At 60.1% G+C, this 20,250-nt stretch carries 18 protein-coding genes; 14 read left to right on the forward strand and 4 right to left on the reverse strand.

All coding sequences use genetic code 11. The annotated features are described in order from the left end of the window. Positions 1–104: 104 nt before the first annotated feature. From pstC to BW14_RS09030, 4 genes are all read left to right on the forward strand, one after another. Positions 105–1,058, forward strand: coding sequence for a phosphate ABC transporter permease subunit PstC (pstC, locus tag BW14_RS09015; RefSeq protein WP_044089151.1), 954 nt, complete (start codon positions 105–107; stop codon positions 1,056–1,058). Beyond that, positions 1,058–2,050: a phosphate ABC transporter permease PstA gene (gene pstA, locus BW14_RS09020; RefSeq protein WP_140490352.1), complete on the forward strand. Its 993-nt coding sequence runs from the start codon at positions 1,058–1,060 to the stop codon at positions 2,048–2,050. The genes pstC and pstA overlap by 1 nt, the downstream gene beginning before the upstream one ends. A 31-nt stretch (positions 2,051–2,081) precedes the next feature. Then, entirely contained in the window at positions 2,082–2,861 is a 780-nt protein-coding gene (gene pstB, locus BW14_RS09025) for a phosphate ABC transporter ATP-binding protein PstB (RefSeq protein WP_044089148.1), read from the forward strand. A 431-nt stretch (positions 2,862–3,292) separates the two neighbouring features. After that, the gene (locus BW14_RS09030; RefSeq protein ID WP_140490355.1) at positions 3,293–4,126 is read left to right on the forward strand and encodes a hypothetical protein; all 834 of its coding nucleotides are present in this window, start codon (positions 3,293–3,295) and stop codon (positions 4,124–4,126) included. 396 nt (positions 4,127–4,522) lie between these two features. Here BW14_RS09030 and BW14_RS09035 read toward each other — a convergent pair whose 3' ends face one another. Continuing rightward, positions 4,523–5,278 carry a hypothetical protein gene (locus BW14_RS09035; protein WP_140490357.1) on the reverse strand — a complete coding sequence of 252 codons (756 nt, stop codon included), beginning with the start codon at positions 5,276–5,278 and terminating at the stop codon, positions 4,523–4,525. 327 nt (positions 5,279–5,605) lie between these two features. On the opposite strand from BW14_RS09035, the gene BW14_RS09040 reads away from it, so the two are divergent. From BW14_RS09040 to BW14_RS09070, 6 genes are all read left to right on the forward strand, one after another. After that, entirely contained in the window at positions 5,606–7,000 is a 1,395-nt protein-coding gene (locus BW14_RS09040; protein WP_140490359.1) for an NCS2 family permease, read from the forward strand. 520 nt (positions 7,001–7,520) lie between these two features. Next, positions 7,521–8,042, forward strand: coding sequence for a 50S ribosomal protein L10 (rplJ, locus tag BW14_RS09050; protein WP_044089145.1), 522 nt, complete (start codon positions 7,521–7,523; stop codon positions 8,040–8,042). 105 nt (positions 8,043–8,147) lie between these two features. Continuing rightward, complete coding sequence (gene rplL, locus BW14_RS09055; RefSeq protein WP_044089143.1) at positions 8,148–8,531, forward strand: 50S ribosomal protein L7/L12; 384 nt, start codon at positions 8,148–8,150, stop codon at positions 8,529–8,531. A gap of 433 nt (positions 8,532–8,964) precedes the next feature. Next, positions 8,965–10,581, forward strand: a complete 1,617-nt coding sequence (locus BW14_RS09060) for an FHA domain-containing protein (RefSeq protein ID WP_044089170.1) — start codon at positions 8,965–8,967, stop codon at positions 10,579–10,581. Positions 10,582–10,688: 107 nt separating this feature from the next. Further along, positions 10,689–14,279 carry a helicase gene (locus BW14_RS09065; protein WP_140490367.1) on the forward strand — a complete coding sequence of 1,197 codons (3,591 nt, stop codon included), beginning with the start codon at positions 10,689–10,691 and terminating at the stop codon, positions 14,277–14,279. A gap of 2 nt (positions 14,280–14,281) precedes the next feature. Next, entirely contained in the window at positions 14,282–14,482 is a 201-nt protein-coding gene (locus tag BW14_RS09070) for a hypothetical protein (protein WP_140462812.1), read from the forward strand. Positions 14,483–14,534: 52 nt separating this feature from the next. Here the strand turns inward: BW14_RS09070 and BW14_RS09075 are convergent, their stop codons facing one another. The 3 genes from BW14_RS09075 to BW14_RS09085 all read right to left on the reverse strand — a co-directional run bounded on the left by BW14_RS09075 (position 14,535) and on the right by BW14_RS09085 (position 16,367). Then, positions 14,535–15,251, reverse strand: a complete 717-nt coding sequence (locus BW14_RS09075) for an SAF domain-containing protein (RefSeq protein ID WP_081886467.1) — start codon at positions 15,249–15,251, stop codon at positions 14,535–14,537. Positions 15,252–15,349: 98 nt separating this feature from the next. After that, the gene (locus BW14_RS09080) at positions 15,350–15,535 is read right to left on the reverse strand and encodes an FmdB family zinc ribbon protein (protein WP_044089141.1); all 186 of its coding nucleotides are present in this window, start codon (positions 15,533–15,535) and stop codon (positions 15,350–15,352) included. Between the two features lie 190 nt (positions 15,536–15,725). Then, on the reverse strand, positions 15,726–16,367 hold the full coding sequence (locus BW14_RS09085) for a 5-formyltetrahydrofolate cyclo-ligase (RefSeq protein WP_258186104.1): 642 nt from the start codon (positions 16,365–16,367) through the stop codon (positions 15,726–15,728). 36 nt (positions 16,368–16,403) lie between these two features. On the opposite strand from BW14_RS09085, the gene BW14_RS09090 reads away from it, so the two are divergent. The 4 genes from BW14_RS09090 (at position 16,404) to BW14_RS09105 (ending at position 20,249) form a co-directional block, all read left to right on the forward strand. Next, a complete protein-coding gene (locus BW14_RS09090; RefSeq protein ID WP_140490363.1) occupies positions 16,404–17,105 on the forward strand; it encodes a GNAT family N-acetyltransferase in 702 nt (233 codons plus the stop codon). Positions 17,106–17,148: 43 nt separating this feature from the next. Next, positions 17,149–18,546: a magnesium transporter gene (locus tag BW14_RS09095; RefSeq protein WP_140462810.1), complete on the forward strand. Its 1,398-nt coding sequence runs from the start codon at positions 17,149–17,151 to the stop codon at positions 18,544–18,546. Positions 18,547–18,714: 168 nt separating this feature from the next. Next, on the forward strand, positions 18,715–19,008 hold the full coding sequence (groES, locus tag BW14_RS09100) for a co-chaperone GroES (RefSeq protein ID WP_044089138.1): 294 nt from the start codon (positions 18,715–18,717) through the stop codon (positions 19,006–19,008). Positions 19,009–19,292: 284 nt separating this feature from the next. Further along, positions 19,293–20,249 carry a MoxR family ATPase gene (locus tag BW14_RS09105; RefSeq protein ID WP_044089166.1) on the forward strand — a complete coding sequence of 319 codons (957 nt, stop codon included), beginning with the start codon at positions 19,293–19,295 and terminating at the stop codon, positions 20,247–20,249. Position 20,250 lies beyond the last annotated feature (1 nt).

Raw genomic sequence — 20,250 nt, forward strand, 5'->3', positions numbered from 1 at the left:
GCAGTCGTAGTAAACGGCTGCGGCTCAAAGCGGGTAAAGGACATGTTTCCCACATGGCTCAGCTCGCAATCGTTTTTGTCAATTCCTTCATATAAGGAGAATCCGTGAGTTCGCAAGACAAAACGGCTCTCGCACCCACAGGCGGAAAAACCGCCGATAAGGTGTTCCGCGGTGTGGCGTATGGCTGCGGCATCCTGATTCTTGTGGTGCTTGCCGCCGTATTCCTCTTCCTCTTCTTCCGCGCATGGCCGCTCATCGGTGGCGATCAGGCCGCGAACAATGAGACTGTTTCCAACTTCACCGGTGGCAAGGCGAACAATTTCTGGGGTTATGTGCTCCCGCTGTTGTTCGGCACCGTGCTGGTCTCCATCCTCGCCCTGATCATCGCCTTCTTCGTTTCCATCGGCATCGCACTGTTCATCTCGCACTATGCGCCTAAGAACATCGCCACTGGTCTGAGCTATGTGGTGGATTTGCTCGCCGCAATTCCTTCCGTAATCTACGGTCTGTGGGGCGGCCTGATTCTGGTTCCCGCCATTTACCCGTTCTGGGACTGGGTGGCCAACCACCTTGGCTGGATTCCGATTTTCGCAGGTCCTGCCGCCAACCCGCAGCGTACCGTGGGTACGGTCGCCGTGGTGCTCGCCGTCATGGTGCTGCCGATTATCACCTCCATGTCGCGTGATATCTTCCTCCAGACGCCGTCCCTGCAGCAGGAAGCTGCATATGGCCTCGGCGCCACCAAGTGGGAGATGATCAAGCTCGCCGTGATTCCGTTCGGCAAGTCCGGTATCGTGTCCGCCTCCATGCTGGCTCTCGGTCGTGCACTCGGTGAGACCATGGCCGTCTTGATGATTCTGTCTCCTGGCCTCAGCTACTCCATCAAGCTGCTGCAGGCTTCCCAGAGCCAGACCATCGCAGCCAACATCGCCGCGCAGTACCCTGAAGCCAACGACCTCGGCGTGTCCGTGCTGATTGGAACCGGTTTGATCCTGTTCCTCATCACCTTCGTCGTGAACTTCGTGGCTCGTAAGATCACTGAGAAAGCGGGTGCCTGATGGCTGAAGCAACCAAGAAGAAGAACCTTGACGGCGCGCCCGTCATTGACTTCGACAAGTTCCGCCCGACCCGTTCCTCCGAGCAGGCTCGTAAGATCAAGGACTACGTGATGACCGGTATCATCGCGCTGGCCTTCGTCATCGCCTGCATCCCGCTGGTTTCCGTGCTGTGGACCACCATTGTCAACGGTGCGAAGCGTCTGAACCTGAACTTCCTCGGTTACAACATGACCGGTGTGGTCGGTGGTAACCCGACCCCGTCCGGTGGCTACGGTGGTGTTCTCCACGCCATCATCGGTACGCTTGAGATCACTGCTGGTGCAATGGTCATCTCCATCCCGATCGGCATCATGTGCGCCGTATACCTGGTTGAGTACGCGCACGGCGGCAAGCTGGCCATGACCATCTCGCTGCTTGTCGATGTGATGAGTGGTATTCCTTCCATCGTCGCTGGTTTGTTCGCATTCTCGATGTTCACCATCGTGTTCGGACCTGGTACCATCAACGGTTTTGAAGGTTCTGTGGCATTGTCCCTGCTGATGCTGCCGACCGTGGTCAAATCCTGTGAAGAGATGCTGAAGATCGTTCCGAACGATCTTCGTGAGGCTTCCTTGGCTCTGGGTGTCACCAAGCAGCGCACGATCACCAAGATCGTTCTGCGTACCGCTCTGCCAGGCATCGTCTCCGGCTGCATCCTCGCCATCGCACGTGTGATTGGTGAGACTGCACCGTTGCTGATGACCGCAGGTTACATCGCCAGCACCAACGTGAACCTCTTCTCCGGCCAGATGACCACCCTTCCTGTGTACGTCTATCAGGAATACTCAAAGCTCAACGCCAACTGCCCGGCTGGTGCCGACGCCACCTGCGTCACCACCATTCCTATGGAACGTTCCTGGGCCGCCGCACTTGTGCTGATCATCATCGTGCTGCTCTTGAACTTGATCGGCCGTCTGGTCGCCAAGGTCTTCGCAGTCAAGACCGAGCGCTAAACCGTTCAACAATAAGGAATAAGGAAACATCATGGGACAACGTATTGACGTCAACCACGAGAACATCTACTACGGTGACTTCCTTGCTGTGGAAGATGTGAACATCAACATCGAGGCCAACAAGGTCACCGCGTTCATCGGCCCCTCTGGCTGCGGCAAGTCCACCGTGCTGCGCACCCTGGATCGTATGCACGAGCTCATCCCCGGCGCTCACGTTGAGGGCGAGGTCCTGCTCGAAGGCAAGAACCTGTACGACAAGGACGTGGATCCTGTGTCCGTGCGTCGTGACGTCGGCATGGTCTTCCAGCGCCCGAACCCGTTCCCGACCATGTCCATCCGCGAGAACGTGCTCGCCGGTGTCCGTCTGAACAACAAGCACCTGAGCAAGTCCGACGCTGATGACCTGGTTGAGTGGGCTCTGCGCGGCGCCAACCTGTGGAACGAAGTCAAGGATCGTCTGGACAACCCGGGCATCGGCCTTTCCGGTGGTCAGCAGCAGCGTCTGTGCATCGCCCGCGCTGTAGCTGTGCACCCGCAGGTCGTGCTGATGGATGAGCCTTGCTCCGCCCTTGACCCGATCTCCACTCTGGCCGTTGAGGATCTGATCAACGAGCTCAAGGACGATTACACCATCGTGATCGTGACCCACAACATGCAGCAGGCCGCCCGTATCGCCGACTACACCGCCTTCTTCAACCTGAAGGCCGTTGGCCAGCCCGGTCACCTCGAATACTTCGCCGACACCACGACGATGTTCAACAACCCGCAGAACGAAGAGGCCGAGCGTTACATCTCCGGCCGCTTCGGCTGATCGATCCTGCGCGCGGCCCACGCGGCTGTACGCAGGATGTGCCTGAGCGTGGCGTTGACCGCGTAAAGCCGATAAAGACCGCCCGTGAGGCGGTCTTTTTGTTTCTAACCCGCAACGATTCTGCCGATCCTCGCCTTAGTCTGGCGCAATTATGCCGTTGATACAGTTTTGTTGGCAGAATCGTTGCTTTTGGGGCTTCACTAAGCGCAACGATTCTGCCTATTACCGACCCATTCTGCTGCAATTAAGCCATTCCGTTCGTCAACGTGGGAGAATCGTTGCTTCAACTCGCAGGCAAATCGCAGATAACATAGCCCACAGCTGAACCTGCCGTCCTCGTATGCGAGGACAATCAGCATATGTATGAGTTTTTCAGCGAGCCTAGCCGCAGTAACATCATGCGCCACGACGCATGGGAGGTTAATCAAGATATGCTGGCGCGCTGCCGCGAGCTCAACAAGCGCGTCGGTCGGAGTCTGGTATATTGCCTGACCACAGCGCTGGCGCTTATGGGGCGTCAGGCTCCGCAAACTTGCACTGTCGACGCCAACGTGCTGCATATCGTATTCCCGGAGCCGAAGCAGGTGCGCAATTATGCCGGTGCTGTGAGCCACTCCTGGAAACCGCTGAATAATGCCGGTGCGATAATCACCATCGCTGGCGTGCGATGTACCTCTCCTGCGGCCACATTCGTGCATATCGCCTCATGCTGTTCGCTGGAGGATCGTATTCTTCTTGCCGATTCGCTGATGTGCCGCGATCAGAAACTCAGACGAGCCACGCCTCAGGATTTGGAAGCTTTTGTCGCGTCTGCCAAGGGCGCGTCCGGTGTCCGCGAGGCGCAATGGGCGCTGAAACTTGCCTGCCCTAATACTGATTCGCCCGCTGAAGGACGTATGAGGCTGAAGGGCAGGGCGTACGGCTTGCCCGAGTGCGTGGCGAATTCCGCAATCGACCATGACGGTCCCGAGGCATGTTTCATTGACATGGGTTGGCCCGAATATCGCGTAGGCATGGAGTATCAGGGCATGCACCATCAATACCAACACGTGCAAGACACGATGCGCAATAATGTGATGCTCGCGCATGATTGGAAAGTGTTCCAAGCGTACGCGCAGACGCTTGACGGCGCTGTCGCTGAATCGAGGTTCTTCGGCCAGGTATCTTCGGCGTTGCACCGTGCGGGTTCAGATCATGTGTTTACGTGGGATCCTGTGCCATTGGAGAAGCTGGCAGGTCCGCGCCCGCGCTCGAACCGAAGCTAATTTGGACTTATTAGTTTGTGCAACAGCAACGATTCTGCCATGACGGACGATGATGTACTGCAATGAAGCCGATTCGCTCGTTAGTTTGGCAGAATCATTGCGGTTGTTGCTGTATCGCCCGCAACGATTCTGCCGTGCAGGCTGATTGATTAACACAATCATGCCGATTCATAGGATTCGTCGGTAGAATCGTTGTTTTTGATGGGATATGACAGCAACGATTCTGCCAATCCTCGCCCAGTCTGGCGCAATTATGCCGATTGGCTTGGTTGCCTGGCAGAATCGTTGCTGTTGATGCATTATGAAGTGCAACGATTCTGCCATGGCGGGTTATGACTTACTCTGATTAAGCCAATCTGCCAGCTGCTTTGGCAGAATCGTTGCGGTGCGATTACATCACAGCGTGGCGGCGTACTGCGCCACCGAAGCGGTGACTTCCTTGAGATAGTCGAGCGAACGACGCCAATGGCCGGGGACTTCGATCGAGTGGTTGGCATCCGGATACTCATGCACGTGCGGGGTCAGTGCATTCGCGCGCGTACGGTCGTAGAACGGGTCTGCAGTGCCGGCGCAAATCAGCGGCGCAGGGCCGTTGTAACGGCTGACTCGGGCATGTGAATCGCCGGCATGTTCGGAGCGAATCGCCTGCGCTGCCTCTTCCACGCTCGGCGCTTCGGGCTCGCCAACGATGTCATCGCCGACGGCGGGCACAGGAATCACACGCGCCGACGGGTCAAAGTCGGCGTGATGCAGCACCGGAGTAAGCAATACAAACGGCAGACCATAGTGAGATGCCACATGCGGATAGGTCATCGTCGTCAGCGATTTGCCGATCAGCAGCAGTCGCGGCGCGCGGGCAGGCGAGGCAGGGCCATCGGCGCCGGATGCATTGCGCACTGATGCGACCCAAACGTCGATGGCATCATTGAGTACAGGAATTACGGTGGACAGGTCGTCCGAAGCATTGCGCACATTCATGCGATCGATGCGCCAGCCGTTCTCCGCCAATGCCTGGGCAGCCCAATACAATAGCGGACGATCGCAGTTGTAACCAGTGCCGGGCATCAGCAGCACGCGCCCGTGCTCGTGCCCCGGTTTGACTGTGTTCTTTCTCCATGAAGTGATGCTGACTTCCACCGGTGTCTGTGCCATGTTCCCCTTCTTTCGGCCGCTTATCTGCGATTGTCAGTCTACGCTTTTCCGCTAACTGCATTCGCTGAATCCGACGGCAGTGTTTTCGCGATATATGCACCGGTTATAATCGACGATGGTTCTGATCGGGTGACTGCGTCGAACGCGCGCGGACAGGTCGATCAGGGCGAGTCGCAATTCTCGCCGGGGTGACCATGTCCAGCACGACAAGCAAATCAGACGATTGGCCGTATTGACGTTTATGCGTCTGTGTCGGCGCCACGCATCGACGTCTCTCGCTTGCCGGCGAACGGCGAAACCCCGCACAACCCAAGGAAGTAGAGAGTAATGGAGAAGTTCTTCCATTTGAAGGAGAACGGCACGACCGTCTCGACTGAGATCCTGGCCGGCCTCACCACCTTCTTCGCGATGGCGTACATCATCGTCGTCAATCCGCAGATTCTGTCCCAGACCGGTATGCCGTGGGGAGGCGTGTTCCTCGCCACCATCATCGCGGCCATCATCGGCACCTTGGTCATGGGCCTGTTCGCCAACGTGCCGTACGCGCAGGCGGCCGGCATGGGCCTCAACGCATTCTTCACCTATACCGTGTGCTTCGGCCTGGGCTTCACCTGGCAGCAGACCATGTGCATGGTGTTCCTGTGCGGTCTGATCAACATCATCATCACGGTCACCAAGATTCGCAAGATGATCATCCTGGCCATCCCGGTGGTGTTGCAGCAGGCCATCGGCGGCGGCATCGGCCTGTTCGTGGCATACGTGGGCATGCTGAACGTCGGCCTGATCAAGTTCACGCCCGGCGATCCGAAAGCCGCCGCCGCTGGCGGTGCCGTGGCCGCCACGCCTGGTCTTGCCACCTTCAACGACAAGGTGCTGTGGGTGTTCCTCATCGGCCTGCTGCTGGCCGTCGTATTCACGGTGATGAAGGTCAAGGGCGGTCTTCTGCTGGCCATCGCCATCACCACCGTGGTGGGCATCCCGTTCGGCGTGACCAACTTCGGTTCCTCGATGTCCATCTCCGAGACCTTCTCCCAGCTGCCGCAGACCTTCGGCGCGATCTTCTCCGCCGATGGCTTCCCGGCGCTGTTCTCCGATCCCGCCAAGCTGCCGCTGGTGATCGTGACCATCTTCGCGTTCTCCATGTCCGATACGTTCGACACGCTCGGCACCTTCATCGGCACCGGTCGCCGCACCGGCATCTTCTCCCTGGAGGACGAGAAGGCGCTGGAGAACGGCCATGGCTTCTCCTCCAAGATGGACAAGGCCCTGTTCGCCGACTCCATCGCCACCTCGATCGGTGCCATCTGCGGTACCTCCAACACCACCACCTACGTGGAGTCCTCGGCTGGCATCGCGGCCGGTGGCCGTACCGGCCTGACTTCGGTGGTCGTGGCGGTCTGCTTCGCGCTGTCCGCGTTCCTAGCCCCGGTGGTCTCCGCTGTGCCGTCCGCCGCCACCGCCGGTGTACTGGTGCTGGTGGGCTGCATGATGGCCGCTTCGCTCAAGGAGATCAACTGGGCGGACATCGACGAGGCCATCCCGGCGTTCTTCGCGGCCGTGTTCATGGCCTTCTCCTACTCCATCTCCTACGGCATCGCCGGCGGCTTCATCATGTACTGCATCGTGAAGACCTGCAAGGGCAAGGCCAAGGAGGTCCATCCGATGCTCTGGATCGTCTCCGCGCTGTTCATCCTGGACTTCGTGTGCATGGCGATTCTGTGACGGGCTTGGCAAGCCTATGATTCGGGCAGGTCGATCCGCTGGGTCGGCCTGCCCGTTTGTTTTGGCGGCACATCCGCAACGATTCCGCCATTGCCGAGCGGAGATTGGCGGTATTGCGTCAATCAATCGGCCTGCATGGCAGAATCGTTGCACTGTATGATGGGTCAGCCGCAACGATTGTGCCAAGCGTTCGGCTGGATTGGCTTGACTCCGTAGATTATTGGGATTCGATGGCAGAATCGTTGCTATTGCGACACGCCGATGTGATGGGCGACGGCTGCTTTGTCCGCGACCGACCGTAGTCTATCCACTCGTAAACCACAGACCGTTGGTTGAGGTGCGCGCAAACGCACTTCCGAAGTTTGGTTCGCCAAGCCAGCGCAGGTTGAGAGATATGCGTCCGATAAGGACCGAAGCGGATACGCTTCATGATGTATTGCTCTGCCTGTGCGCAGGGCTTTTTTATTGCCCAGCCGAGTGTTCCGATTTCAGATCAATGGCCGATTTAGGAAGGAACGCCATGAAGAGGCCCGAAAAGGAAGCGGTGGTCGCTCAGCTTACGGAACAGTTCCGTAACGCTGATGCTGTCTACCTGACCGAGTACCGCGGGCTTACCGTTCCGCAGGTTTCCGAACTGCGCGAAAAGCTAGGCCGCGATACTTCCTACACTGTGGCTAAGAACACGCTGGCGCGCATCGCCGCCAAGGAAGCGGGCATTGAGGGTCTCGACGACCTGCTCAAGGGCCCGACCGCCATCACCTTCGTGAAGGGCGACTTCATCGAGGCTGCGAAGACGCTGCGTGATTTTGCCAAGACCAACAAGGCTCTCGTGATCTCGGGCGGCTATGCCGATGGCACCGTCTACGACGCCGAGGGTGCCAAGAAGCTTGCCGACCTTATGTCTCGCCCGCAGCTGCTCTCCAAGTTCGCTGGAGACCTCAAGGCCACGACTGCCAAGGCCGCATACCTGTTCGTCGCTCTGCCTACCAAGGCCGTGCGTACGATCGATGCTCTGCGCGAGAAGCAGGAAAAGGCAGCTTGATTCCCATGCGGCTCGCCGCATGAACAATTCGGAAAACAAATACAACATTGAGACGGTAAGGCCGCCGAGTCGTGCAGGCCGCCGCCAGAATGAAAGGAAGCCATCATGGCTAAGTACACCAACGAAGAGCTCCTGGAAGCTTTTGGTGAAATGACCCTCGTCGAGCTCTCCGAGTTCGTCAAGGCCTTCGAAGAGAAGTTCGACGTCGAGGCCGCTGCCCCGGTCGCCGCTGTCGCTGCCGCTCCGGCTGCTGGCGCTGCTGCTGAGGAAGAGGAGAAGACCGAGTTCGACGTCGTCCTGACCGCTGTCGGCGACAAGAAGATCCAGGTCATCAAGGCTGTCAAGGCCATCACCAACGCTGGCCTGGCTGACGCCAAGGCTATGGTTGACGGCGCTCCGAAGGCCATCCTCGAGAAGGCCAAGAAGGAAGACGCCGAGAAGGCCAAGGCTCAGCTGGAAGAGGCTGGCGCCACCGTCGAGCTCAAGTGATTTGTGCGGCTTGAGCCGCGAATCAACAGCTTGTGAAACCCCGCATCTGAGCAATCAGGATGCGGGGTTTCTTGTATTTCTTGATTTGTGCGCGATGAAACTATCGGCCTATTGGCCTGGCGGTTTGGGCACTGTCGGTTTGGACACTGAGGGGAATACGCTGCGGGTCAGACGCTAGTCTGACTAGACGCTGTGGATTTCCCCGTTGACTGACGGAAATACAACGGAATTATGTGGTCTCTCCATCAGCTAACGTCTTATTCCCCGTCAGCAACGTTATATCTCCGTCAGTCAGTCTCCGTCAGTTGACGAGGGGAATAGAGCCTTTCGACAAAACCGGGCGATTCTTCTCGTTATAATTCGCGGAAAATCAGCACAAGATGACACAATTGCACGTAATGTGGTCAGTAGTGTGTTTAGGAAGGCGGTCATGGTGAGCGAGTGGACGGTGCGGATCAATGGAGTTGATCAGGTCAGCGTCAAACCTGGCGAGAGCTTGGAGATTGGTCGTAAGCCATTGCGCCCGCTTGCCGCCAATGGCCGCACCCGTCTGGATGTGGTCGACCAGACCAAGTCGATGTCGAAACGTCACGCATTGTTCTCGGTGCAGGAGAATGGTTCGGCATGCGTGCGCGATCTTGGTTCCACCAACGGTTCATATGTGGTGCGTGACAACGGGGATTTGCTCCGTCTGCCGGCGAATGCCGATTTTCTCCTGCCTGTCTCACCGATGCGTATGCAGTTCGGTGATGTTCCTGCCGACTTCATCCGTATCGACGAGCCTGTTGACGCGGAATCCAGCCAGCCGGTGCCGGATCTCTTCGGCTATGCCACGTCCGATGCACCGCAGGAGCCGGATGCCGCGGACATGTCGGTGGACGATATTCTCGATTTGCGCGCAGGGGAGCCTACCGCCATATTCAGCGCGGATAGTGTGAAGCGCAAAGTCAACGAGTTGGAGCTGGGCAGTCTCAATATCGTGCAACTCAACCATCAGCCCGAAGAACCACTCTCGCCGCGTGATTTGTTTGCCGATGCCGAAGCGCAGCAGCAAGCCGCTGCACAGGAGCCCGTGGAGCCGGAGACGCCCGCTGAGAGCGAACAGCCCAAGTCCGCGTTGCGTCCGGGTATCCGCATCTCCGGGTTGGTTCCGGTGGATGCGATCGCCCATCCTGCGCATTTGGCGGAACAGTCCTCATCGGACCATACTGAATCGGTCCATGCCGAACCAAACAATGCCGAGCCAGTGGACCAGACGACGATCGTACCGGACCCGTCGCCCGAATCAACGGCAACGCAGTCTGCGGAACAGGGGAGCGGCCCCGCCCAGGATGCCACGTTGAGCGCATCCGCAAGCGAGAGTGACAGTGACACAGCAGTGCCGGAATCGACTCCCGCAGACGGGGAGTCTGCCGAACGGTCCGCGCAAACCAGTGCTGAGCAGACCAGTACTGCACAGGCCTACACTGAGCAGTCCAGTGCCGCGCAGTCCAGCGATGAGCAGACCAGCAATCCGCAGGCAGGCGATGGCCAGACCACGAATGCCACGGAGACCACGGATGGCGCGACGCACGCTACCAATCCGTCGCTGGTGTTCGAGCCTATTGTCATGCCGGGCGACGATACCGCTGGCGATGGCGCGACCCATGCGGATGGCTCTGGTACTGTGAGCGCCGCCGGGCAGACGGGTACGGATACCGCATTTGCCGGAGCCGCAGCAGGTGCCTCGGAATATGCCGCAGCCAACACGTACACCCCCGCATTCGAGCCGGGGTCGGTGTTCGACAAGGTGGCGAAGGGTGAGCTGAAGGCACAGGAGCCGGTGGTGGAAGTCGATGGGTACAATTCCAACGATGCCCAAACCACGCAGGACTTCTCGGTGCAATTCGAGATCGCACGCCGTCCCGAATTGCTGGCGTTTCTCGCGATGAACCCATATCTGTACGATGACATGTACGCTTGGCTTGCCGCCCGCGGCGAAGCTGATATCGATGAAGCTCTGGCCAACAACAAGGGCTATCAGGAATACCGCGAAGCGGTCGGAAAGTGAGCCGGGAGATGACTCAAACGCAGGATCAGCAGAATCCACAGAATCAGCAGAATCCACAGAATCAGCAGGAACATCAGGCACAGCAGAACGAGCGGACGGCCAGCACCATGATCGGACTGAACCGTATCCGCGGTTGGCGGGACAAGTACCGTGCCATGCTCGCACCGTCGCCGCTGGAGGACGTGAACCAGCTGGTGGCCAAACTGGACATGACCCATGCCCATCCGTCCGGAATCGCCCAGCTGTTCGCATCAGGCCACGTCCGCCTGGATTCCTTGTTCCGTGATACCGGCATGCTCAAGGCGGCGGAACGCCATCTCACCCGAGTGCTCGACGATCAGACGGCCAAGCGCCGAATCTCCGGCGTGGCGGAGCTGTCGATGGCGGTGGGCGTAGCCACATGGAACGGCAACGCGCTGCCGGTGCTGCTGTATCCAGTGACCGTCTTCCTACCCAAAGAAGGCTCCGCGCCCTCCATCCAGTTCGCCGGTCGCGTCACGCTGAACAGCACATTCGTCAATGTGCTGCGCGAGCAGCGCGTGTATCTGGACGAGGATGCGCTGTTCGACGGATCCAGCTATGACAGCGGTACGCCTGAGACCTCCGCGATGTTCTCCCGGATTGCCGCCGAGGCGCATGAGGCTATCGCCGATTTCGCCATCGAACGCCATATCGTGCTGGGCTGCTTCATGGATCCCAACTCATTGATCGTGTCAGAAAGCCAGCAGTTCATCGACCAGCTGGAGAACGGTGCAACCGGCAATGTGCTGTTGGATGCGCTCGCTGGTGACGAGCAGGCGCAGGCGTCGCTCAGAGATGCGAATCCGCCACAGTACAGTCCGTTCGATTCCGATCCGCATGCCGAATTCGCGGTCGGGGATGTGGACAACACCGTACGGTACGCGGCGGATCTGGCAGCTGCCGGTCACAGCATCGTAATCGATGGCAGCTTCCCCAAGGGGGCTGCCGAGCAGGCCGTGGCTATCGCGTCCCGCTGCCTGATGAGCGGACGCTCCGTGCTGTACGTGCCCGGAGTCACCGAGCAGAAGCGTCGCTTCATCCAGGCCGCATCGGCTCATGAGCTCAAGGCGCAGCTGCTTGACGTCTCGGATGAGCACGCCAATGCGGCCATCGACAAGCAGCTCATCGCAGCGGTCGGCTTCCAGCCGGGCGTGGCAACCCAGCGTTTCGACCAGCTGGCCGACGAGCTGGTGGGGGTACGCTCCCGACTGACCCGATACCTTGGCGATCTTCACGGCGTCAGCGACAAGTGGAACGTCTCCGCATATGAGACCATCCAGAATCTGGCGCGTATCTCCGTACTGCCCACGCATCCCGCCACCCATGTGCGCCTGCGCGAGCAAAGCGCGCTTACCGTCGGCTCCGACATGGAGGCGTGGATCAGCAAGCTTGAGCGTGCGGGAGAACTCGGCGAATTCGCCATCGGCCCCGAAGACACGGCCTGGTACAAGGCGAATCTGACCACTGAGGATCAGGCCATCGATGCGTATCGGCGTGTGGATGACCTGCTGCGCCGCTATCTGCCTGCCACGCGCGAGCAGGTGAAGCGCACGGTGCAGACGTGCGGATTCCCTGTACCCGCCACCGCACGTGAGTGGGAGCGTCAGGTGACGGTGCTCAAGAACCTCAGGCGTGTGCTTGATGTCTTCCAGCCGGAGATTTTCGAGCGGGACATCGATGCGATGATTCAGGCCACGATGTCCAAGGCGCAGCGCAAGTCCGAGGGGAGCGGCATGGGCTTCTGGGAGCGTCGCCGCCATATCAAGGAAGCAAAGTCCCTGTTGCGGGTCGGCGCCCAGGTGGAGGATCTGCATGAGGCGCTGAAGGTCGTGGCCAAGCAGGGGGAGCAGTGGCGCCAGTTCGTGCCTCACGGCGGCTGGCCGGTGCTGCCCACCAAGCTGGACGACATCATCACCACGCTTGATGGGCTGCTGGGCAACATGACCTCCCTGGACACCGTGCTGGCCACCACGCCTACCGGCGGCAATCTGGAGACCGTCGATTTCAACACGGTCGAAGCGCGCCTGAAAGCGCTGCTCGACGATCGCAAGGCATTGGATACCCTGCCCGAACGTTGCCGTCTGGAACAGGACCTCGCAGCGGCTGGCCTGACTGAATTGGTCAATGACCTGACCATTCGGCATGTCGGCGTCGATCAGGTTCGCGGCGAACTGCAGCTGGCATGGTGGACCACGGTGTTCGACGACATCGTTCGCTCGTCCGCAATCATCTCGAATCAGGATGGGTCTGCGTTGCAGACAGCATCCGACCGGTTCGCGCAAGTCGATGTGGAGCACGTGCGCTCCATCGGGCCGATGGTGGCGCAGGAATCGATGCGCCGGCTGTGCGACATGCTGTTCTCCCGCACGCAGGAAGCCAATCAGCTGCACACCGTGCTCGCGGGACGCGGGCATGTGACGCTCAGCCGAATCCGCCGCGACCATCCGGAGATCCTGGCTGCGGCCAAGCCGATCATGGTGGCGGCGCCGGGTACCCTGGCCGCTCTCACGGAGCCGGGCGTGCTCGCCGACGTGGCCATTCTCGATGCATGCGCGCATATCCCGTCAATCGAACTACTGTCCATCCTGGGACGTGTGCGCCAGGTGGTGGTGATCGCCCATTGTGCAACGGTCACCAGCGAATCGGTCAAGGAACTGATTGGCATGCTGCCACATGTCACAGTGGTGGCTCAGCCATGCTGCCGTGCGCCACGGTTGGCTGCATTTCTGGAATCCGAGGGATACGGGCCCGTCGATTACGACGTGGCTACGGAGCCGGCCACCGGTTCGGTCCGGTTCCACCGCATCGAGGCCAATGGCGTACCCGTGATGTCAACCGGTCTCGTGGAGTCCAGTCAGCAGGAGATCGACGAAGTCGTGCGTCTCATCACCGAGCGCGCCTCCAGCTTCACCGTGGTGCCTTCCCGCTACATCCTCGCCGTCGTGGTGATGACGGACGTGTTCCGTACGCGTCTGGGAGCCGAACTCAAGTCGCTCGCTTCCAAGAACAAGCCGATGGGGCGCTTCCTGCGTCATGTGCGGTTGGTGCCGTTGCGCGATGTATCGGGTACGCAGGCCACGGACGTGATCATTTCGATGTGCTACGCCAAGACCGTGCACGGCCGTCTGCTGCAGCAATTCGGAGTGTTGGAAAGCGACGGGGGTCGCGGCATGCTCTTGGACGCTCTGGCGCTTGCCGACCGCAATCTTGACATCGTTTCCGCCTTCGGCCCGGAGGACATGGATGACGAGCGCCTGCATCAGGCAGGCCCGAGATTCCTGAAAACGGTGCTGTCGTGGGCAGGTCAGATGGATGAGCGTCCGGTGCTGCCGGTGCGCTCCGTGGCTGGCGGCAATGTGCTGTTCAACGATCTTGCCGATCGTCTGCGTGCACGTGGCCTTGATGCTGTGGTGGATTACGGTTTTGACAAGGGCGTGAAGATCCCGCTCGTCGTAGGCTTGAAGGACAAGCCGTTCGCGTTGGCTGTGCAGACCGATGACGCCAATTTCATGTCGGTGCAATCCACTCGCCGCCGTCACCGTCTGAGCAGCCAGGACCTGATGTCGTTGGGTTGGAACGTCATGACGGTGTGGAGTGTGGCTGCCTTCGTCAATCCCGATAAGGAAGTCGAGCGTATCGTGACTCGTCTCGGCGAGATCTACCGCGAGGTGGCATAGGCATGGCTGAGTATTCGGCGAGCCGCCGAACCCCGCGTCAGCATAGGCGTGTGATCATGAAAGGCACTGAGCGGTTCGACGCCGATGGCGTCAAACTCGAGCCCGGTGACATGCAGACCGAGCAACAGCGCGACGCCGACGACGACAAGCGCATCCTGGGGGAGCTGCCGCCTCACTGGGCTGTGTTCAACGACAAGCGTTGAACTTCGCCCAGTGAGGCGGCCTTCGCGGGCGCTTGTGGTGCGCCCGCTCACTTCAGCGCATCACGGCTACGATCGCGCCGGCCTCCTGTGATTGCATGACGCGTACTGCTGCATCGGCCGGCATCGCGAATGATGCCTTGCGCTGCACTGTGCCATATCCGGATTCGGCATCCGGGTCCGCCTCGTTGACGCCCATCACCAGAGCGTCGTCGGCAAGCACGCATGTGGCGGCGGTGCCATACGACGGCGAAGTGTCCGTCTGAGTACCGTTCTCGTTGCTGCCCCCGTCGCTGGAATGGCCGCCGTCGGCGCATCCCAATGCTGACACCAGTTTCACACGATCGCCGGTTGCCAATTCGTCCAAGGCGCTGGCCAATCGCACTTCCACCACGGTGTTCCCCGGCGGCACCAGCGGAGCAGCCCTAGTCATCGATGTCAGCACCGGATCGCCGCCGCCGATATCGATATATGCGACATTTCCGATCAACTCGTCAATGGAGTCGGTCATGGATGCCGTCACTGCGACAACAGGGAACCGGATGACTTCCACATCGTCCGCTCCGATGATCTCGCCGCGCGCGATCGGCCGTGCGGCCACCGCCACCGGTGCCGTGCCGGTCTGTGACACCACCGCTTCAATCGCGAACAACAATGCCAAACCGGCGCACAGTGCGGCGGTGAGGCGCCGTGCTGCAAAAGAGGCCCGTCGGCGCCGCAATGAGCCGGTGGGCGGAATCCTGAATTTCGGCAATACAGAAAAGGTCACCATGCGAACATGGTGACCGTAGTGTCAGCGTCTTGGCAAGCCAAACCGACCTATGTGGTTCTAGCTTGCCGAGTTATCCACATAGTTTCACATCGTGGACATTACTTGGATGATTTGTCGGTACGGTAGAAACCGTGGCCTTTGAATTCGATCGGCACGGCCGAATACACCTTATGCACCTGCTCCTGAGAGCACTTCGGGCACACTGTGATCGGATCGTCGGAGAACGACTGCTGTTCGGTGAAATCGTAGCCGCAGTTCTTGCAGCGGTAATGATAAGTAGGCAACGGATTCCTCCACACACATACACAAGTTTTTTCCCGCATGACCCAGCGCCATGCCAAGCAACCGTTCATATCCTAGTCATTGCCCTGACACTTCGCCTTGGGAGCGCTGACGCTTCGTCTTGAGAGCACTGACACTTCGCTTCGGTGGGTCAGCCCCGGCAGCCGGTGGTCTCAAGGCCAATGCCGGGAATCAGTCGTCTGCGCGACGCCGAAGCCGCCGATATCCCGCCGGTGTGAGGACAGCGTCAGCCGGCACGTCATGCGGCTGGGTGGGCAGACGGCCGCCGGTCACCTCCCACGGCCAGCACACCGCGATCAGCAGGCAATCCTGCCGGCGTGCGGCCAGTGCACGGTCGTACCATCCGGCTCCGCGGCCAAGGCGGACGCCCTGCGAGTCCACGCCGAGGGCGGGCGCGATGACGACATCCGCCTGCTTGAGGGCGTCGGGAGGCAGCACGTCCGAACTCGGCTCGTCGGGCCGAAGATGGCCGGTGCCGCTCACTTCCTGCAGATCGTCCAGCGAACGGACAACGCTCCAGCCGATGTCGAGGCCGGAACCCAATCGCGGTACCAGAACCGTGCAGTCCTGCGTCAGCAGCCATGCCAGCAGCGGCCGTGTCTCGATCTCCGTGCCCATGGACACGTATGCCGCCACCGTCATATGCGGCCGGACCGTCAGTTCGGGCAGCTCGCGCACCAGGGCGCGTCCGGCGATGAGGCGCTCGTGGGAAGTGGTGCGCTTGCGCAGCGCCAGCGCGCGATGGCGCAATTCGCTCTTGGACGGTTCGCCGGCCGCCTGCGGATCCTCACGTGCGGAATTGTTGTCGCTCATATCGCACAACATATCGCACCTGGGGCATCATTCGTCATGCATCATTCGTCATGTCGATACGTGGCTACAATAAGGGCCGTGTCAGTTTTCCGATCCATCAAAGAAGCGCTTCACCCCGACAACCAGATTCGCATGCCCCGCCTGACCCATGCCGGTTGCCCTATCGTGCTGCGCCCGCTGACCATGGATGACGAGGATGCCTGGGATGAGGTCCGCTGGCGCAACAACGCATGGCTGGCGCCTTGGGAGTCGGGCGATCCGATGCATGGCGGATCCATCACGTTCAACCAATGGATTCAACGCCAGCGTCGCAACGAGCAGCATGGCATAGGCGCTTTGTTCGCCATCGAATACCAGATGCGCATCGTCGGGCAGATCTCCTTGGGTGCGATCTCCTACGGCTCGATGCGCACCGGTGTGGTCGGATACTGGGTCGACCAACGCTACGCGGGCCACGGCTTCGCCCCTATGGCGCTCGCCATGCTTGCCGACTGGGCGTTGACCGATCCGTTCGGTCCGGCTCTGCATCGTCTGGAAATCGCCATTCTGCCCGATAACGCGCGCTCGCTGGCGGTGGTGCGCAAAGTGGGTGCGCATCATGAGGGATTGCGCGAACGATACATTTATGTCAACGGTCAGTGGCGTGACCATGTGACCTTCGCGATGTTGGCCGAGGACGCCGGACAAGGGTTCACTGAGCGATTGCTGCATGGGTCGTCTGGTTCGACACGCCCGTAGCTGAACCTGCCAGTTCGTCGGTGGGTCTCCTATTCTTGACTCTATGGGTTACGAGTCACTAAGCACAGTTATCGTGCTGGTGATAGCGGTGATCGTAGTCGCCGTATGGCTGCCTGCGCGTACGGCCAACGGTATGAAGCGTGCAGCCGAACACCGGCAGGATCGCTACTCTCCCTCGCTGCGCATAGTGGAGGCGGCGGACGGCAGACGATTCGGCGATGTCAAGCCGCGTGAGGCGAAAGGGGCAGCAATGCCAGTATCTACAACGTCAGGAAAACTGACACCGGCGCATATCGCGCATGTGCGTGAACTGCGCAGGCAGTCCATCAGACGCCGTCAGATTCTTGTCGGTGCATTGCTTGCCTTAACGGTACTGGTGGTGGTGCTGGGTCTGGCGTTGCATTTCAGCCCGCTGTTCGCGTTGATTCCGTTCGCCCTGACGGTTGTGGTATTGGCTTTGGGCGCCAATGCGGCGCGTCAGGCCCGTGAATGGGAGCGTAAGGTGCGGCGCTATGAGCGCACGCATGCGCGTGCCCGTACGCCTCAGGTGACGCAGGACTCCAAGCGCGATCAGGCGACTGCCGAAGTGGCTGGCTCTCGGTCGGAATCCGCTGACCGCAGTGATGCCGGTGATTCCAAGGCCGCAGTCGTCGTGGATAAGGGTGTTCGGCGTCAGATGCCCGATGAGACCTCTACCGAAGTGATGGAACAACGCCAGATTCGTCGTGTGCTGCGTGCGGCGGAGGTCGAGCAGGCCAAAGCCAAGGCGGAGCGCGAACGTCAGCGCCGCGAGAACCAGTCCGAAGCGGTGGCCGAGGTGGCTTCGCTGCAGTCCTCGCCGTCAGCGGATTCGATTCATGCCGAGACGCCGGACCAAGCCGATGCACAGTCCAGCCGGCACACTCCAGCCGAAGAGGATACGAAGCGTGCTTCTGCCACCGAACCATCCCTCACCGTGCGCGACGAGCGTGACCAAGAGATGAGTGACGCCACATCCGAATTGGCGTCGGTCACGCCGGCCCGTGCGTTGGACGTATTCGACATGGCCACCTCGCAGGATCTTATTTCGTTCTCGCTCGGCGAACCGCGCAACGAGGGCAATGCGCCGGAAAGCCTGGAGATCAAGTCCACTCGTCAGGTGTCCAAGGCTGAGCCCGTGGCGCCGGAAGTGGCTGAGCGATTGATCGATGAGGCGCGTGCCGCCAAGGCTGCGGATGATGCGCAGGCGGCGGAGAAGGCTGAATCGTCTGCCGAGTCCAAGATTGGTTCGGATGATGGGGCTGGCGCGGATGAGGCGAGCGGTGCGGATGCAGCCGCCCAGGCCGAACAGGCGGAATCCTTCCGGGAGCGCGAGGAGCATGCCGAAGTGGAGGCTCCGGCGGCGACTTCCGATTCGCTGAGCGTGGGGCTTGATTCCATCCTCGCCCGTCGGGGTAACTGATTGGCATCGTTTTTCTCTCACAGCGTTAGCACTCGAGTTGGCAGAGTGCTAATAATCGCGCTACCATAAGTCCTAGCGCAAAGGGACAACGCAAGTGATCGTCAGCCTCTTGAGACGTTCTGGCGCGGTATTATCGAACTGAACTATAGAGATACGAGGTGACCCACAGTGTCGATTAAGCTCACACCGTTGGAAGACAAGATCATCGTCAAGCAGGCGGAAGCCCAGACCCAGACCGCATCCGGCCTCTACATTCCGGACAACGCCAAGGAGAAGCCGCAGCAGGGCGAAGTGCTGGCTGTCGGCCCCGGCCGTCGCGATGACAAGGGCGAGCGCATCCCGATGGATGTCAAGGTCGGCGACAAGATTCTGTACTCCAAGTACGGCGGCACCGAGGTGCACTACGAGGGTGAGGATTACCTCATCGTCAGCTCTCGCGATGTGCTCGCCATCCTTGGCTGAGTGACGCTGGCTGAGTAACGTCCACAGTTGGTCGTTATCGCTGCATGAGACCCCGGTTGTTCATCCGAACAGCCGGGGTCTTGTCATTCCGCCCTCTCCTGCGCATTCCGTCCCGTCATCCTCTCGCCTTACCGCACTAAACGTACGCTGAGGCCGGCGTAGTGTACGTTTGCTGAGGGTAGTTGGGTGAGGGAAACCTGTGCTCGCTCATAGCGTAGTTGAGGCTTCCGGCGCGCTGCACGTACACTGGGTAGCGGATTGAAGTCGCTATGAAAGAGGCTGTCATGAGCGCCAGTGCCACCGTTTCCGCAGACCAGCTTGTCCGCATCGCCGATACCTTGGAGTCTGCACTGTCCAGTTCGCGCGAGGTCATCGATCTGGTGGTCACCACGTTTGCTGCTGGCGGACATCTGCTGCTTGAGGATGTGCCGGGAGTCGGCAAGACCACATTGGCTCGTGCCATGGGGCAGGCTATAGGCGGCCAAGCCAGCCGCATCCAGTTCACACCTGATCTTCTGCCCAGTGATCTGACCGGTGTCAGCATCTATGCGCGGGATGCGCATGATTTCGAATTCCATCCCGGCCCGCTGTTCGCCAACATCGTCATCGCCGACGAGATCAATCGCGCCAACCCTAAAACCCAATCCGCCATGCTGGAAGCCATGAACGAAGGGCAGGTCAGTGTGGACGGGGTCAGTCATCCGTTGCCAGACCCGTATCTGGTGATCGCCACACAGAATCCGATTGAATTGGAGGGCACATATCCGTTGCCGGAAGCCCAGCTCGACCGTTTCATGGCTTGCACGAGCTTTGGATATCCGTCAGCCGAGGCTGAGGCAGCCATGCTCATAGCGACCGACTGGTCGAATCCGCTGGACCGGGTGAGTCAGGTATGCAGCGCCGAACAGGCGGCCGATATGCGTTCCGCGGTCCGCGACGTGCGGCTTGCCGGGCCCGTGGCCGATTATCTGGTGACGCTCACCAGGGCCACGCGCTCCCATGATGGTGTGCGCTATGGTGCCTCGCCGCGTGCCAGCCTGCATCTGGCGGCGATGGCTCGCGCGCGTGCGTTCATCGCCAGACGTGATTATGTGCTGCCCGATGATGTGCGGGAACTCGCCGTGCCGGTGCTCGCACATCGTCTGGTGCTGGATGATGCCGGAATCGATGCCGGGGCGATGTCTCGCGCCCGCTCTGTCGTCGAAGACATCGTAGCCTCCACCGCAGTGCCGCGCGTGTGAG

It is taken from the genome of Bifidobacterium sp. UTBIF-68, from assembly GCF_006408855.1.
Taxonomy (GTDB): Bacteria; Actinomycetota; Actinomycetes; order Actinomycetales; family Bifidobacteriaceae; genus Bifidobacterium; species Bifidobacterium reuteri.

Excerpts from the sequence above, each read along its gene's own strand:
- BW14_RS09090 (WP_140490363.1), top strand. The coding sequence starts at position 16,404 with ATGCATCATTCGTCATGTCGATACGTGGCTACAATAAGGGCCGTGTCA.
- BW14_RS09075 (WP_081886467.1), bottom strand. The coding sequence starts at position 15,251 with ATGGTGACCTTTTCTGTATTGCCGAAATTCAGGATTCCGCCCACCGGC.
- BW14_RS09065 (WP_140490367.1), top strand. The coding sequence starts at position 10,689 with ATGATCGGACTGAACCGTATCCGCGGTTGGCGGGACAAGTACCGTGCC.
- rplJ (WP_044089145.1), top strand. The coding sequence starts at position 7,521 with ATGAAGAGGCCCGAAAAGGAAGCGGTGGTCGCTCAGCTTACGGAACAG.
- BW14_RS09070 (WP_140462812.1), top strand. The coding sequence starts at position 14,282 with ATGGCTGAGTATTCGGCGAGCCGCCGAACCCCGCGTCAGCATAGGCGT.
- BW14_RS09095 (WP_140462810.1), top strand. The coding sequence starts at position 17,149 with ATGGGTTACGAGTCACTAAGCACAGTTATCGTGCTGGTGATAGCGGTG.
- pstB (WP_044089148.1), top strand. The coding sequence starts at position 2,082 with ATGGGACAACGTATTGACGTCAACCACGAGAACATCTACTACGGTGAC.
- BW14_RS09105 (WP_044089166.1), top strand. The coding sequence starts at position 19,293 with ATGAGCGCCAGTGCCACCGTTTCCGCAGACCAGCTTGTCCGCATCGCC.
- BW14_RS09030 (WP_140490355.1), top strand. The coding sequence starts at position 3,293 with ATGCTGGCGCGCTGCCGCGAGCTCAACAAGCGCGTCGGTCGGAGTCTG.
- pstA (WP_140490352.1), top strand. The coding sequence starts at position 1,058 with ATGGCTGAAGCAACCAAGAAGAAGAACCTTGACGGCGCGCCCGTCATT.
- rplL (WP_044089143.1), top strand. The coding sequence starts at position 8,148 with ATGGCTAAGTACACCAACGAAGAGCTCCTGGAAGCTTTTGGTGAAATG.
- BW14_RS09085 (WP_258186104.1), bottom strand. The coding sequence starts at position 16,367 with ATGAGCGACAACAATTCCGCACGTGAGGATCCGCAGGCGGCCGGCGAA.
- BW14_RS09040 (WP_140490359.1), top strand. The coding sequence starts at position 5,606 with ATGGAGAAGTTCTTCCATTTGAAGGAGAACGGCACGACCGTCTCGACT.
- BW14_RS09035 (WP_140490357.1), bottom strand. The coding sequence starts at position 5,278 with ATGGCACAGACACCGGTGGAAGTCAGCATCACTTCATGGAGAAAGAAC.